Below are 13988 nucleotides of genomic sequence, written 5' to 3'. Positions count from 1 at the left end.
GCGGCATTTCGACACTTCCCCGCCAAGGCTGGTACGAAACCGCGGTATCCGGGTAAGGCAGTGGCAACGGGACTCGCGAAGGAGATCTGGTGGCCGAGTCAGACACAGAGCGCAGCCGGCTTCGCCGTGCGGCACAGGCCGCCCGCGCGAGGATTCGAGCGGCTCGACAGGCGGCTGAGGACGCTGAGGACACCGCTGTCGATGCGGAGTCCTCCGATGAGCCCGGGCGTGACGCCGACATCCAGGTCCCCTACGGGCTGCGGGTCACCGTCGCCTGGACATGGCGCCTCCTGGTGCTCGCCGCAGGCGGATACGTCCTGCTATGGCTGGTCAGCCACCTGTCAGCGGTCTTGATCCCCTTGGCCATCGCGCTGCTGCTGTCTGCGTTGCTGGCTCCGGCGGTCGGGTTCTTACGCACCCGGGCGCGGATGCCTGGTTCGCTAGCGACAGCGATCGTGCTCGCCGGCGGGCTTGTCGTGGTCGCGGGCACCCTGACGCTCGTGATCACACAGTTCGTCCAAGGTGGACCAGCATTGGCCGAAAAGGCGACCACCGGAGTCGGCCAGATCCAGCAATGGTTACGCGATGGGCCCTTGGGCCTTTCCACCCAGCAACTCGATGAAGCGATCGACGCGGCCGGCCTCTGGCTGCAAACCAACCGCCAATCCTTGACGAGCGGCGCCTTCGCCACGGCAACCGCTGGCGTGCAAGCGATCGCCTCGGGTCTGCTCATCTTGTTCGTCACCTTCTTCTTTCTGCGCGACGGAGATCGCCTATGGCGATTCGTCACCCGGGCTCTGCCGCGGCGGACCCAGCGCCAGGCCGGGGATGCCGGGCGGGCGGCATGGCTGACCCTCGTCGCCTATGTGCGCGCCACCGTGCTCGTCGCATTCATCGATGCCGTCGGCATCGGTATCGCTCTGGCCATCTTGCGGGTGGAGTTCGCTTTGCCACTAGCCGCGCTGGTTTTCCTCGGCGCTTTCATCCCCATCGTCGGGGCGACCCTGTCCGGGGCCGTCGCCGTCCTCGTGGCTCTCGTCGACGAAGGTCCCTTCACCGCTCTGCTCGTCCTCGCGGCGGTCATCGTCGTCCAGCAAGTTGAATCGCACATCTTGCAACCGCTGATCATGGGCCGGGCCGTGTCCATCCACCCGCTGGCCGTCATCATCGCGATCGCCGCCGGAATCGTCTTGGCTGGAATCGTCGGGGCGCTGATCGCGGTGCCCATTGTCGCGATGCTCAACACCGCGATCCGGCATGTGAGCAAGCGCCCGCCACCGCCGCCGCCGGATTCTGTGATCATCAGCGCCGAGCCAAACCCGTAACGCCGCGTGGCGTCAAAGAGCGTAGTCTGCAGAAAGACACGGAACGCTGCTCTGGACCCTGGCGGCACCACAAGGCTGTGTCCCTCCATTGAGGGAGAAGATCATGGGTCCGACCAGCACCACACATGCCCTAGGCCAAAGCGCCGTTCTCGTCTCCACACACATGACGATGGCTGCCCGGATCGCGCGTGGCTACGCGGGGCGTGGGCAAGAACTCGACGATCTGACTCAAGTCGCCATGCTCGAACTTGTCAAAGCCGCATCCAGATTTGACCCATCGCGTGGCGTGGCCTTCGCCCAGTACGCCTATCCGTGCATCGTGGGCGGGCTGAAGAAACACTTCCGCGACAACGGCTGGAGCCTGCATCTGACCCGTCGTTTGCAGGAGCTGCAGATGCAAACCAGCCGTGCCGTGCCGGGCCTGACCCAAACGCTTGGCCACGCCCCGAGCATCGCTGAGCTGGCCGTCCACTTGCAACTGTCCGAACAGGACACTCGCGACGGCGTCAACAGCCGGCTGGCCTACAGCACCCGATCACTCAACGCGCCCACGGCCGATGATGAAGACACCGAGCTCGGCCAGCGCCTCGGCGGGCTGGACGCGCGGATGGAATCAGTCGCTGACAGGCACGTGCTCGGCCAGCACCTGGCGCTGCTGCCCACCCGCGAACAACACATTCTGCGCCTGCGCTTCGGCCGTGGCCTGTGCCAGCGTGAGATCGCTGAGGAACTCGGCATCTCGCAAATGCACGTCTCCCGTTTGATTACCCGCTGCATCGGCTTGCTACGCACCGGCATGCTCGCGCGGCCTCAGCCGCCACTCTGACGAGGTCGCCCATCGCGGCACATTGTCAAGGTTCTGGTCCCCGCGGCCTCGACGCCGCGACGTCTTCACCGGCCCGCGCGTTGAGCTAAGGGTAAGTGTGCCACCCGGGACCCCGGTGGTGCGCCTGGAATCGACAGGTGTACTGAAAAGGGGACCCACAATGCTTGATACCAAACAAACCTTGGAACAGCTGGCCGTCCGGGTCGGCACCGGTGATCACGGTGCGTTCCAGCATCTCTACACCGCTTGCGCGCCAACGGCTCTCGCCGCCGCGCAGGGTCATGTGCCCGATCCGCACCAATCCATGCACGTGGTTCGTGCCACGTTCTGCGAGGTGTGGTGGATGTGCGCGTTCGACGCCCGCTGCGGCGCCGAAACCCCCGACATTCCAACGTGGATCACCGCCATCGCGCACCGCCGTGGCAGCGAACGCCATTATGCGCTGCATCTGATCGGCGAGCTCACCGTGCCTGGCCAAGCAGCGTTTTGGACCGGCCTGCTTGAAGACCACGATGAATGGGCACGTTTCGAACTAGCGGCGTTGCTTGACGCGTCGTGACGCGACCTAGGAGGGCCTGTGCGGCAAGTAAGAGTGGGATGCGAATTCGTCTACCTAGCGCAGGCGATCACGCCTGCCATCTTTCAAGTCGAACCGCGCGATGCGGCGCCCGTCTCGCTGATACGCCAGCAATGGACGATTCAGCCGCAGCAGCTGCCCGTTCGCCGCTACACGGATCTCTACGGCAACGCGTGCACACGACTCGCACTGCCCGCTGGCAGAAGCTTGCTGCGATATGAGGCGCAAATGCGGGTGCCCGATGCCACCGAGGAATTTAGCGAGCAGGCATCGCAGCAGTCACCGGACGACCTTCCCGACGATGTTCTCCTCTACACCTTGCCCAGCCGGTTCTGCCTGCCTGACGTCCTCGGAAGTGAAGCCTGGTCCCGATTCGGTGCCACGCCTGCCGGATCCAGTCGCGTGCGGGCGATCTGCGATTACGTCCACTCGCACCTGACGTTCAGTTACGGCAGCAGCAATCCGTGGACGACAGCGTCCGAAGTGAACATCTCCCGGTTTGGTGTTTGCCGCGACTACGCCCACCTTGCGATCTCGTTTTGCCGGGCCTTGAACATTCCGGCCCGGTACGTGTTCGGCTATCTGCCCGATATCGAGGTTCCGCCAGACGGTGCGCCGATGGATTTCGCCGCGTGGATAGAAGTGTGGCTTGGCGACCGGTGGTGGACGTTCGATCCACGCAATAATCGCCGCCGCAAGGGCCGCGTCGTCATCGGGCGTGGACGAGACGCCGCAGACGTAGCCATGGTCACTACCTTCGGCGCACCGGTGCTGGAATCGATGTCGGTGCACGCTCTAGAGGACCCGCCACAAACGTCATCGTGACGCGACGGTGGTGCTGCCACCTTCGTTGTCCCACACAGCCTTCTCCCGCGAGGCAATCGTTTTGGCGGACAAGATTTGCGGGGCACGGACGAGATTGCCGGAGCTGGCGGCGGTCTTCATCGCCTCCTCGGCCACGGGTTGTGGTGTGGATGGCGGCACTACCAGGAGGTCAACCTGATCGCCGCGCTCAGTAAGGGCTACCAGGAGTGCGGGGTCCATGCTGTTGAACCAGCCCAGCCGCACAACAAGCCCGCCGGCCGCTAGACGCCGGATGCGGCCCTGCCAAACGTTTCCGCTCAGCTGCATTTGGCGAACCGGCCCGTACCGGGCCGACAGCGCCACGATCAGGCCTGGCAGCTCGGCCTCCGGGTCCCATGTCCGGGGCCACCAGCCGCCATCTAAGACCGCGCGGCTGACGTGCTTTTCAGCCAGCAATAGCCGCAGCGCACTACCATCAGATGATCTCACTCTTATCGATATACCCGATGAACCTGGCATTGAAACCAGCAGGCATGCGAACCGGATTCCCGGGTACGAAGCGGGGGAAGGAGGAATCGCAAATGATCGAGATTCAGACACAAACGCTGAAAGTGCCAGGTGCGGTCCTGACCTACGACGTTCGGGCCGTGCCGGGCAGTTCAGCTCCGGCGCTGCTCATGATCGGTTCCCCGATGGATGCCAGTGGGTTCACTGACCTCGCGGCACGGTTCACCGATCGCACCGTCGTCACCTACGACCCGCGCGGAACCGCGCGCAGCACGAAGGATGACCCGGGCAGCGAGTCAACACCCGATCAGCATGCCGATGATCTTTCCCGCTTGATCCGCCACCTCGGCGGGCCCGCCGACGTTTTCGCCAGCAGCGGCGGCGCGGTCAATGGGCTTGCCCTGCTCGCCCAGCATCCTGAGCTGGTGCGGGTGCTCGTCGCACACGAGCCGCCTGCCGCTCAGGCGCTGCCGGACCGGGACAACGCGTTAGCTGCCCTAAAGCGGCTGCGTGACCTGTACGAAGACAAGGGATTCGGCTACGGCATGGCCGGATTCATCGCCCTGGCTGATCATCGCGGCGAGTTCCCGTCAGATTTCGGTGACGGTCCGCCAGCTGACCCGGCCGAGCTGGGAACGCCGGCTGAAGACGACGGCAGCCGCGACGATCCCCTGTTCGCGCAGAATCTCATTTCCTGCACGCATTACGAGCCCGACTTCGCTGCTCTTCGCCAGGTGAAGACTCGCGTCGTCATCGGTGTCGGAGCCGAATCCGAAGGTCAGATGGCTTACCGTGCCGGGCTGGCCGTGGCCAGGCGCCTCGGCAGCGAGCCCGTGATCTTCCCGAGCCATCATCGCGGCTTCATCGGCGAAGACCCGTTCATGAAGGGCGACCCGGACGCTTTCGCTATGGTCCTGCGGGACGTTTTGTAGGAGCGTTACAAAAATAACTGTGGACTACTGACGTAAGCGACCGTTCGCTTCTGGCGCGTCCTTGCGAAGGTAGTTCAGGGAGTCCTGTTCGGTTTCGTCGGAAGGCTGTTTCGGGTGTTTAGACGCATCGCCATCGTCAATCGTGGTGAGGCCGCTATGCGGCTTATCCACGCCGTTCGCGAGATAAACGCCGAGGCCACCGCGCCGCCCATCGAGACCATCGCGCTGTACACCGAGGCCGAGCGCATGGCGACCTTCGTCCGCGAAGCCGACGACGCCTACAACCTGGGCCCCGCTTCGGCACGGCCCTACCTGGATCACGGTGTGCTGGAGCGGGCGCTCGTGGAGACACGGGCCGACGCGGCCTGGGTGGGCTGGGGATTCGTCGCTGAGGACCCGGCGTTCGCCGAGTTGTGCGAGCGGATTGGCGTCACCTTCATCGGCCCGAGCGCCGAGGCGATGCGCCAACTCGGCGACAAGATCGGCTCAAAGCTGATCGCCGAAGAAGTCGGCGTGCCCGTCGCGCCCTGGAGCCGTGGCGCGGTCGACAGCCTGGACGCGGCCAAGCGCGCGGCCGCTGACATCGGTTATCCACTGATGCTCAAGGCCACCGCTGGCGGCGGTGGCCGTGGCATTCGCGTCGTCCGCAACGACGAAGACCTCGACGACGCCTACGAACGCACCAGCCTGGAAGCCAAGCGCGCCTTCGGCAGCGGCGTTGTCTTCCTTGAGCGCCTGGTCACTGGCGCCCGGCACGTCGAGGTTCAGGTCATCGCCGACGGCCAGGGCACCGCGTGGGCCCTCGGCGTCCGAGACTGCTCCGTGCAGCGGCGCAATCAGAAGGTCATCGAGGAGTCGGCCTCACCTGTGCTCGCACCTGAGCAGGCTGACGAACTCAAGGCGGCGGCCGAACGGCTCGCGCTCGCGGTGGGTTACCGGGGCGCCGGCACGGTCGAGTTCCTCTACCACCCCGGTGACAAGCTCTTCGCCTTCCTCGAAGTCAACACCCGGCTGCAGGTCGAGCACCCGATCACCGAGGTCACGACCGACTTCGACCTGGTCAAGGCACAAATCCAGGTCGCCTCAGGACAACGGCTCGGCGACCGGATCCCGCCCGAGGTCGGGCACGCGGTCGAGGCGCGGCTCAACGCCGAAGACCCCGACCGCGACTTCGCGCCCTCACCGGGACGCATCGAGCGGCTGGTGCTACCAGCGGGGCCAGGTGTCCGGGTCGACACCGGTGTCAGCGAAGGCGATCTGATCCCGGCCGACTTCGACTCGATGATCGCGAAGATCATCGCGTTTGGACGGACGCGTGAAGAGGCGCTGGGCCGGCTGCGCCGCGCTGTCGCACAAACCACGGTCATCATCGAGGGCGGCGCCACCAACAAGAGCTTCCTGCTTGACCTGCTAGACCAGCCCGAGGTCATCGACGGCAGCGCCGACACCGGCTGGATTGACCGGGTGCGCGCCGAGGGCCGCCTGGTCAACACCAAACACTCCGGCATCGCGCTTGCCGCGGCGGCCATTGAGGCCTACGAGGACTCGGCTCTCATCGAGCAGCAGCGTCTGCTGACCACCGCTCACGGCGGCAGGCCGCAAGTACAGCACCAAAGCGGACGGCCGATCGACCTCAAACTGCGTGGCGCCGCTTACCGGGTGACCGTCGCACAGGTGGGGCCGCACCGGTTCCGCGTCGGCATCGACGGTGCGTCCAATGTGGACGTTGAGCTGGAGCGCTTTGATGAGCACACGGGACGGGTGGTCGTCAACGGCCGCCGCTTCCGGCTCGTCACCGACACCCACGGCCCGATCCATTTGGTCGAAGTGGACGGAGTCACGCACCGCGTCAGCCGCGATGAAGGTGGCATCCTGCGCTCCCCCGCCCCGGCACTGGTCGTCGCCACCCCCGTCGCCGCCGGCGACGAAGTTGAGGCCGGCGCTCCCGTGCTCGTGCTCGAGAGCATGAAGATGGAGACCGTGCTGCGGGCACCGGTCCGGGCGAAGCTGCGTGAGATTCACGTATCCGTTGGCAGCCAAGTGGAAACCGGCGCGCCACTGCTGCGCCTGGAACCACTCGGCGACGGCAGCGAGGCCGAGGCGGCCACCGAGACGATCGACCTGGAGCTGCCGCCGGAGCAGGACGGGCTGACCCCGCAGGCACGCGTGACCGCGAGCATCGCTGATCTGCGCAGTCTCCTGCTCGGCTATGACGTGGACCCCAGCGATGAGCGCCGTGCGCTATCTGCCTACCTCGCCGGGCGCGCCGAGCTGGACTACCGGCCGGTCGAGGCCGAAGCCGGGCTGCTGCAAGTGTTTGCCGACCTTTCCGAGCTCAGCCGCAACCGGCCGGTCGGCGAGGAGACCAACACCGACACCCGGGTGCACAGCCCACGCGAATACCTCCACACGTATCTGCAAAGCCTTGACGTAGAACGGGCCGGCCTGCCCGACGCGTTCCGCCAGAGGCTCGCCCGCGTGCTGGCTCACTATGGCATCGACAGCTTCGACCGTACCCCCGGATTGGAAGAAGCGGTTTTCCGGATTTTCCTTGCACAGCAAAGGGCTTCGGCCGACGCGCCATTGATCGTGGCGTTGCTGCAGCAATGGCTGACCGATCCGATGCCCGGCGACGGCCAGCGCGAACTGGTCGGCCAAACACTGGAACACCTCGTTTCGGCGACCCAGGTTCGCTTCCCGGTCATCAGCGACCTCGCCCGCAGCATCGTTTTCCGCTGGGCCGCCCAGCCGATGCTGCGCCGCAGGCGCGCCGAGGTCTACAACGAGGTCCGCGGGCACTTGCGTCACCTCGACCGGTTCCCTGACGCGGCCGACCGCGGTGAGCGCATCGACAGCATGGTCGCCTCGCCAGAGCCGCTGGTGCGTCTGCTCGGCCAGCGCATCGGCCGGCCCGGCGCGGATAACTGCCCGATGCTTGAGGTGCTTAGCCGCCGCTACTACGGCACGAGTCAGGTCGATGAGGCGTCCTGCACCACTATCGAAGGCCATCCGTTCTTTACCGCGCGCTATGACCGTCATGGCAAGCGGTTCCAGCTCATCGCGACAGCGACCGACTTCGCCGAGCTGCCCGCCGCACTGTCCAAAGTGGCCGGTCTGGCCGATGCCGCGTCGGTTGCCGACATCTACCTGACATGGGCGGGCCAGCCCGACACCGAAGCGATGGCGGCCACGCTCAAAGACGCCATCGACGAAGCGGGTCTGCTCGATTCGCTAACGCGGGTAACGGTTTCGGTCGCCGGGCCGACCGGCATGGCGATGCACCACCACTTCACGTTCCGCCCAGGCCTTGGCGAGGACAGGGTCATCCGCGGGCTGCACCCGCAGATCGCCCAGCGCCTGCAACTGCCGCGGCTACGCGAATTCGACCTGACGCGGCTGCCGTCGATCGACGAAGAGGTCTACCTTTTCCGTTGTGTCGCACCAAGCAACCCGGCCGACGAGCGGCTCGCCGCGATGGGCCAGGTCCGTGACCTCACGCCACTGCGCGACGCCGACGGCCGCGTCATCGCCCTGCCAGCGCTGGAAGGCATGCTCGACGGCTGCCTCGACGCGATCCGCCGGGTCCAGGCTCAGCGCCCGGCCAAGAAACGGCTCGACACCAACAGAATCACGCTGTTTGTCTGGCCGTCGAGCGAACTAACGGTGCAGGAACTCAACACCGTCATCCAGCGCATGGTTCCCCGCACAGCGGGCGCGGGACTGGAATCGGTGCTCGTCCTAGGCCGCCAGCGCAATGCCGCGACGGGAGAGATCGCCGACGTCGCCGTCGAGGTTTCCTTCGACGCTGGTACCCGGATAGCACTCGCCTCGCCGACAACGGACCCGATCGAGCCTATCGACGACTACCGCCAGAAGGTGTTGTCAGCACGGCGGCGCGGCACGACGTACCCGTATGAGCTGACCGGCCTGCTGGCTGGAGCTGGCGGCACGTTCACCGAACACGACCTCGACGACACGGGCGAACTCGTCCCCGTCGACCGTCCCCGGGGACGCAACAAGGCCGGCATCGTCGCCGGCATCGCCAGCACCCCAACGGTTCAGTACCCTGAGGGCGTCACCCGCGTCGTGCTGCTCGGTGACCCCACCAAGGCACTGGGCGCACTGTCCGAACCAGAGTGTGCCCGGATCATCGCCGCGCTGAACCTGGCCGAGCGGATGCGGGTGCCACTGGACTGGTATGCGCTGTCAGCCGGTGCCCGGATCTCGATGACGTCGGGAACCGAGAACATGGACTGGGTCGCGGCGGCCCTCAAGCGGATCGTGGAGTTCACTCAGGACGGCGGCGAAATCAACATCGTGATCGCCGGCATTACCGTTGGCGCGCAGCCTTACTGGAACGCCGAAGCGACAATGCTCATGCACACCAAGGGAATCCTGGTGATGACGCCGGATTCGGCGATGGTGCTCACCGGCAAGCAGTCCCTGGACTTCTCCGGTGGAGTGTCTGCCGAGGACAACTTCGGCATCGGTGGCTACGACCGTGTGATGGGCCCCAACGGTCAGGCGCAGTACTGGGCTCCCGATCTGACGGCCGCCCAAGAGGTGCTGATGGCGCACCACGAGCACGCCTACATCGCTCCTGGCGAGAGCAGACCACGCCGTGCCGCCACCACCGACCCGGCCGACCGTGACATCTCCAGCTTCCCGCATTCCGTGCCGGACAGCGACTTCACCACCGTCGGGGAGATCTTCTCCAAGGAGCACAACCCCGACCGTAAGAAGCCGTTCGATATCCGCACGCTCATGCGGGCACTGTCCGATCAGGACCACGTGATCCTGGAACGGTGGGCAGGCATGGCCGATGCCGAGACAACGGTCGTGCAGGATGTGCACCTTGGCGGCATCCCGGTGTGCCTGATCGGCATCGAATCACGTTCGGTGCCAAGGCGCGGGTTCCCGCCCACCGATGGTCCCGACACCTACACGGCGGGCACCCTGTTCCCACAGTCGTCGAAGAAGGCCGCCCGGGCCATCAACGCCGCCAGTGGCAACCGCCCCCTCGTGGTGCTGGCCAACCTGTCCGGATTCGACGGCTCACCGGAGTCGATGCGCAAACTTCAGCTGGAATACGGCGCGGAGATCGGCCGGGCGATCGTCAACTTCCGTGGCCCGATCGTGTTCTGCGTGATCTCGCGGTACCACGGTGGCGCGTTCGTGGTGTTCTCCAAGGCACTCAACCCGAACATGACCGTGCTCGCCATCGAGGGCTCGTTCGCCTCGGTGCTCGGCGGCGCACCCGCCGCGGCGGTGGTGTTCTCCGGTGACGTGGATGCCCGTACGGCCAAGGATCCGCGAGTGTCCGAGCTGCAGGCCCAGGCGGCCGCGGCCACCGGCCCCGAGCGTGGGGCATTGCTCTCCCAGCTACAGGAAATCCGTTCCTCCGTGCGGGCCGAAAAGCTCAGCGAGGTCGCGGCCGAGTTCGACAGCGTGCACAGCATCCAGCGCGCGGTGGAGGTCGGGTCCGTGGACGCCATCATCCGCTCGGCGGAACTGCGCCCACAGATCATCGCGGCGATCGAGCGGGGCCTCGGCGACGTCTAAGCGATAGATGTCAGCGGCCGTCCACATCGGACGGCCGCTGACGTGTGTTCAGGCGATTTCGAGATAGTCGAGTTCGGCCCAGCGGCTGTAGTGGCTGAGCCGCAAGGTGTTGTATCCCGCGTTGAGGGTGACGCCGACGGACACTTGGCGCCAGTTTTCCCAGCCGCTATTCGGGTAGTTCACGACTGCGCCCGCTCCCCCGTTGACGGAAAGCAGATGCTGAGCGTCGCCATAGCCGGCCGCGTAGGCGATGTGCGCGGTGTAGTTGCCGGACAGGGGCGCGAAAACCGTTACGGTGACCCAGCTATCTGCATAGTCAAGGTAAGCGACCGCCTGGCCTTGTGAAGCGGTCGCGGATGAGCGCGCTGAGCACCGGTTGAGCTGCCCGCGCTCGGCTTCGTAGCGGACACGGCTGCCCCGCACGACGGGGTATTCACCGGCCCAGCCGAGCGCCGCGACATACATCGCGCGGGCCGAATAGTTGTTGATCCAGCCGTGAAAGACGACGTGATCGCCGGAGGGTTCGCGAATCACATCCGCACCGCCCGGCCCGCGGACCGCATTGTCCAAACTGGCCGTCGTCATGAGCGACCGGTACGCCTTGGTATACGGGCCGGTCAGTGACGTCGCGGTGGCGTAGCTGGTTTGGTAGGCGTCGCCGCCGTACCCACCGAGTGAATAGAACAGCACATACCGGCCGCCGGTCTTCGTCAGAACCGGGGCTTCGATGATGCCGCCTTCTTCCGGCAGTCCACTTCGGAGCAGCTCGGTGCGGGCACCCTGCAGCGTCACCCCGTCTGCGGCGACCCGTTGCAGCCAAAGGCTTGTGGGCTGGCCGATGGCGTTACCGTCATCTTTGTACAACAAGTAACGTACGCCGGTGGTGTCGACAAAGCTAGCCGCATCGATGTCACCTCCTTCGCCACCGTCGCACACCAGCGGTTGCGTGCCAACGGCGGTGAACGGCCCCAAGGGAGAGTTCGCTAGGGCGGCGCCAAGGCACTGACGGCCGGCCGCGCGGCTCCTGGCCGTGTAGTACAGCAAGTATTTTCCGTCGGCACGCTGTGACACATCGGGTGCCCACGTCAGGCCGCCGCTGGCCCACGCTCCAAGCACGGGCAGCGCATCGGGCCGGCGCGTCCATGGGCCGGTGATGCTGCTGGCGGTGGCGACGGGAACGTTTCCGTTGCCGTTGTTGGTGGAGTAGGCGTAGTAGGTGCTGCCGAACTTGGAGATGTCCGGGTCGGGAAAGTCGCTCCCGATGAGCATGGATGGCGCGACCGTGACGGCGAGTGCTGGAGCCGGGACGGCGAAGGCGGCTGCCAGTGTCAGGACCGCCAGAACCAAACCTCTTCGCATGAAGAATTCTAACTCATCACACTCTTATATCGAAATATTTCGCCAAATCACGGAGGATTCACAAGTCACTGTCGCGAAAATTATGCATCGGCATATGTTCACCTGAGCCCTGGCGCAATAGCCTGTCCTCAAACATCGACCGCCATCATGGTCGATTGGTTTTAGGAGGGGAGATGGCAAATCCAAGAATGCTGGGTCTCGGCATCGTCTCAGCTAGCGTGCTCGCGTTAGCTATGGTCGGTGCGCCCGCACAGGCTGCAGAGGGCACGATCCTGCACGCCGGCGGCGCGACCGCGGTCGCCGATTCCTACATCGTGGTGTTCAAGGACGCCACGGTCAGCAAGGCGGATGTTGGTGGTGTCGCGCAGCGGCTCGTGCGCAAGCACGGCGGCTCGATCACCCACACCTACTCCACCGCTCTGCGCGGTTTCGCGGTGAACCTGCCCGAGGCCGCCGCTAAGCAGCTCGCCGCCGACCCGGCGGTGCAGTTCGTCGAGCAGAACCACACGGTCACCATCCAGGGCACCCAAACCCCCACACCTTCATGGGGCCTGGACCGCATCGACCAGCGTGATCTGCCCTTGAACAACTCGTACACGTACCCGAACACGGGCAGCGGCGTGCGGGCGTACATCCTCGACACCGGTATCCGGATCACGCATCAGGACTTCGGTGGCAGGGCAAGCCACGGGCGCGACACCGTTGACAACGACAACGACGCCACTGACTGCCACGGGCACGGCACGCACGTCGCCGGGACCGTCGCGGGTGGAGCGTATGGCGTTGCCAAGGGCGCGTCGCTCGTCGCTGTCCGCGTGCTTAACTGCCAGGGCTCCGGCTCGTTCGCGGGTATCGTCGCGGGCGTCGACTGGGTGACCGCGAACGCGGTCAAGCCCGCCGTTGCCAACATGAGCCTCGGCGGAACTGGCACCAACGCCGCACTCGAGACCGCGGTGACCAACTCCATCAACTCTGGCGTGGTCTACGCGCTCGCCGCAGGCAACAGCAACGCCGACGCCTGCAACTTCACCCCGGCCCGCACCCCTGCGGCCATCACCGTTGGCGCGACCGAGAGTAACGACGCCCGCGCGTCCTACTCCAACTTCGGCACCTGCCTGGACATCTTCGCGCCAGGTAGCGGAATCACGTCCGCGTGGTTCAGCTCGGACACCGCCACCAACACCATCAGCGGCACTTCGATGGCGTCACCACACGTCGCCGGCGTCGCCGCGCTGATCCTCAGCGCCAACCCGGGCTGGACCGCCCAGCAGGTGCGGGACCGGATGGTCGCCGACTCCACGCCGAACAAGGTGACCAACCCGGGAACGGGCTCACCGAACCGGTTGCTGTATGTCGTCAACGGCCCACCCGGCAACCAGCCGCCGGTCGCGAGCTTCACCCACAACTGTGGCACCGGCTCGCTGTCGTGCACGTTCAACGGTTCGGGTTCATCCGACCCGGACGGCACCATCGCCTCGTACGCGTGGAACTTCGGTGACGGCACCACCGGCACCGGCGCCACGGTCTCGCACACGTTCGCCGCCGCGGGCTCCTACACGGTGACCTTGACAGTGACGGACAACGGCGGTGCCACCGGCTCCACCTCGCAGAACGTTTCCGTGGGACAGCCTCCATCGAACCTGCCCCCGGTCGCCGCATTCACCGCGAGCTGCCAGAACCTGTTCATCTGGCGCTTCTGCACCTTCGACGGCACTGGTTCGTCCGACCCGGACGGCACCATCGCCTCGTACGCGTGGAACTTCGGTGACGGCTCGTCCGGCACCGGCGCCACCACTACGAAGATTTACACCGGTACGGGAACCCGGACCGTGACGCTGACCGTTACCGATAACGGCGGCGCCACCGACACCGAAACCAAGCCGGTCTAATCAGCACAGCGAAACTACCGTCGGCCGAAGGTGGATCGTCACCTTCGGCCGGCGTTAGCGTTCCCAGGTGGTCCTGTCGTTCGGCGTTCTCCTTCGCGAGCACCGCAGAGGTGCTGGATGTGGCCCGGGTGCACGCGCGGCCGCACCGGGCGCTCACCATGCTCGACGATGCCGGCGCGGCAGAGCACGAGGCGGCGTGCTAGCGGA

9 protein-coding genes are annotated in these 13988 nt (G+C 65.7%); 7 read left to right on the top strand and 2 right to left on the bottom strand.

Annotation, left to right across the window (positions count from 1 at the left end; all coding sequences use genetic code 11):
- Window positions 1–89 precede the first annotated feature (89 nt).
- The 4 genes from A3E1_RS0102540 to A3E1_RS0102525 all read left to right on the top strand — a co-directional run bounded on the left by A3E1_RS0102540 (window position 90) and on the right by A3E1_RS0102525 (window position 3553).
- Window positions 90–1325, top strand: a complete 1236-nt coding sequence (locus tag A3E1_RS0102540) for an AI-2E family transporter (protein ID WP_020519183.1) — start codon at window positions 90–92, stop codon at window positions 1323–1325.
- Between the two features lie 103 nt (window positions 1326–1428).
- On the top strand, window positions 1429–2151 hold the full coding sequence (locus tag A3E1_RS0102535; protein WP_020519182.1) for a sigma-70 family RNA polymerase sigma factor: 723 nt from the start codon (window positions 1429–1431) through the stop codon (window positions 2149–2151).
- Window positions 2152–2311: 160 nt separating this feature from the next.
- Window positions 2312–2710: a sigma-70 family RNA polymerase sigma factor gene (locus tag A3E1_RS44330; protein ID WP_020519181.1), complete on the top strand. Its 399-nt coding sequence runs from the start codon at window positions 2312–2314 to the stop codon at window positions 2708–2710.
- A gap of 18 nt (window positions 2711–2728) precedes the next feature.
- Window positions 2729–3553, top strand: a complete 825-nt coding sequence (locus A3E1_RS0102525; RefSeq protein WP_157631268.1) for a transglutaminase-like domain-containing protein — start codon at window positions 2729–2731, stop codon at window positions 3551–3553.
- Here the strand turns inward: A3E1_RS0102525 and A3E1_RS44325 are convergent.
- The gene (locus A3E1_RS44325) at window positions 3545–4021 is read right to left on the bottom strand and encodes a DUF5994 family protein (RefSeq protein WP_157631267.1); all 477 of its coding nucleotides are present in this window, start codon (window positions 4019–4021) and stop codon (window positions 3545–3547) included. The genes A3E1_RS0102525 and A3E1_RS44325 overlap by 9 nt on opposite strands.
- 92 nt (window positions 4022–4113) lie before the next feature.
- Between A3E1_RS44325 and A3E1_RS0102515 the strand changes: the two genes are divergently transcribed.
- Window positions 4114–4971, top strand: a complete 858-nt coding sequence (locus tag A3E1_RS0102515) for an alpha/beta fold hydrolase (protein ID WP_020519178.1) — start codon at window positions 4114–4116, stop codon at window positions 4969–4971.
- 114 nt (window positions 4972–5085) lie between these two features.
- The gene (locus A3E1_RS0102510) at window positions 5086–10533 is read left to right on the top strand and encodes an ATP-binding protein (protein ID WP_020519177.1); all 5448 of its coding nucleotides are present in this window, start codon (window positions 5086–5088) and stop codon (window positions 10531–10533) included.
- Window positions 10534–10581: 48 nt separating this feature from the next.
- On the opposite strand, the gene A3E1_RS0102505 is transcribed toward A3E1_RS0102510, so the two are convergent.
- A complete protein-coding gene (locus tag A3E1_RS0102505) occupies window positions 10582–11892 on the bottom strand; it encodes a family 43 glycosylhydrolase (protein WP_020519176.1) in 1311 nt (436 codons plus the stop codon).
- Between the two features lie 173 nt (window positions 11893–12065).
- Here A3E1_RS0102505 and A3E1_RS38530 point away from each other — a divergent pair, with 173 nt between their 5' ends.
- Complete coding sequence (locus A3E1_RS38530) at window positions 12066–13781, top strand: S8 family serine peptidase (RefSeq protein ID WP_157631266.1); 1716 nt, start codon at window positions 12066–12068, stop codon at window positions 13779–13781.
- The last annotated feature ends 207 nt before the right edge of the window (window positions 13782–13988 follow it).

The sequence above is a fragment of the Catelliglobosispora koreensis DSM 44566 genome, assembly GCF_000379685.1.
Classification (GTDB): domain Bacteria; phylum Actinomycetota; class Actinomycetes; order Mycobacteriales; family Micromonosporaceae; genus Catelliglobosispora; species Catelliglobosispora koreensis.
This window is presented reverse-complemented; position numbering and strand designations above follow the sequence as displayed.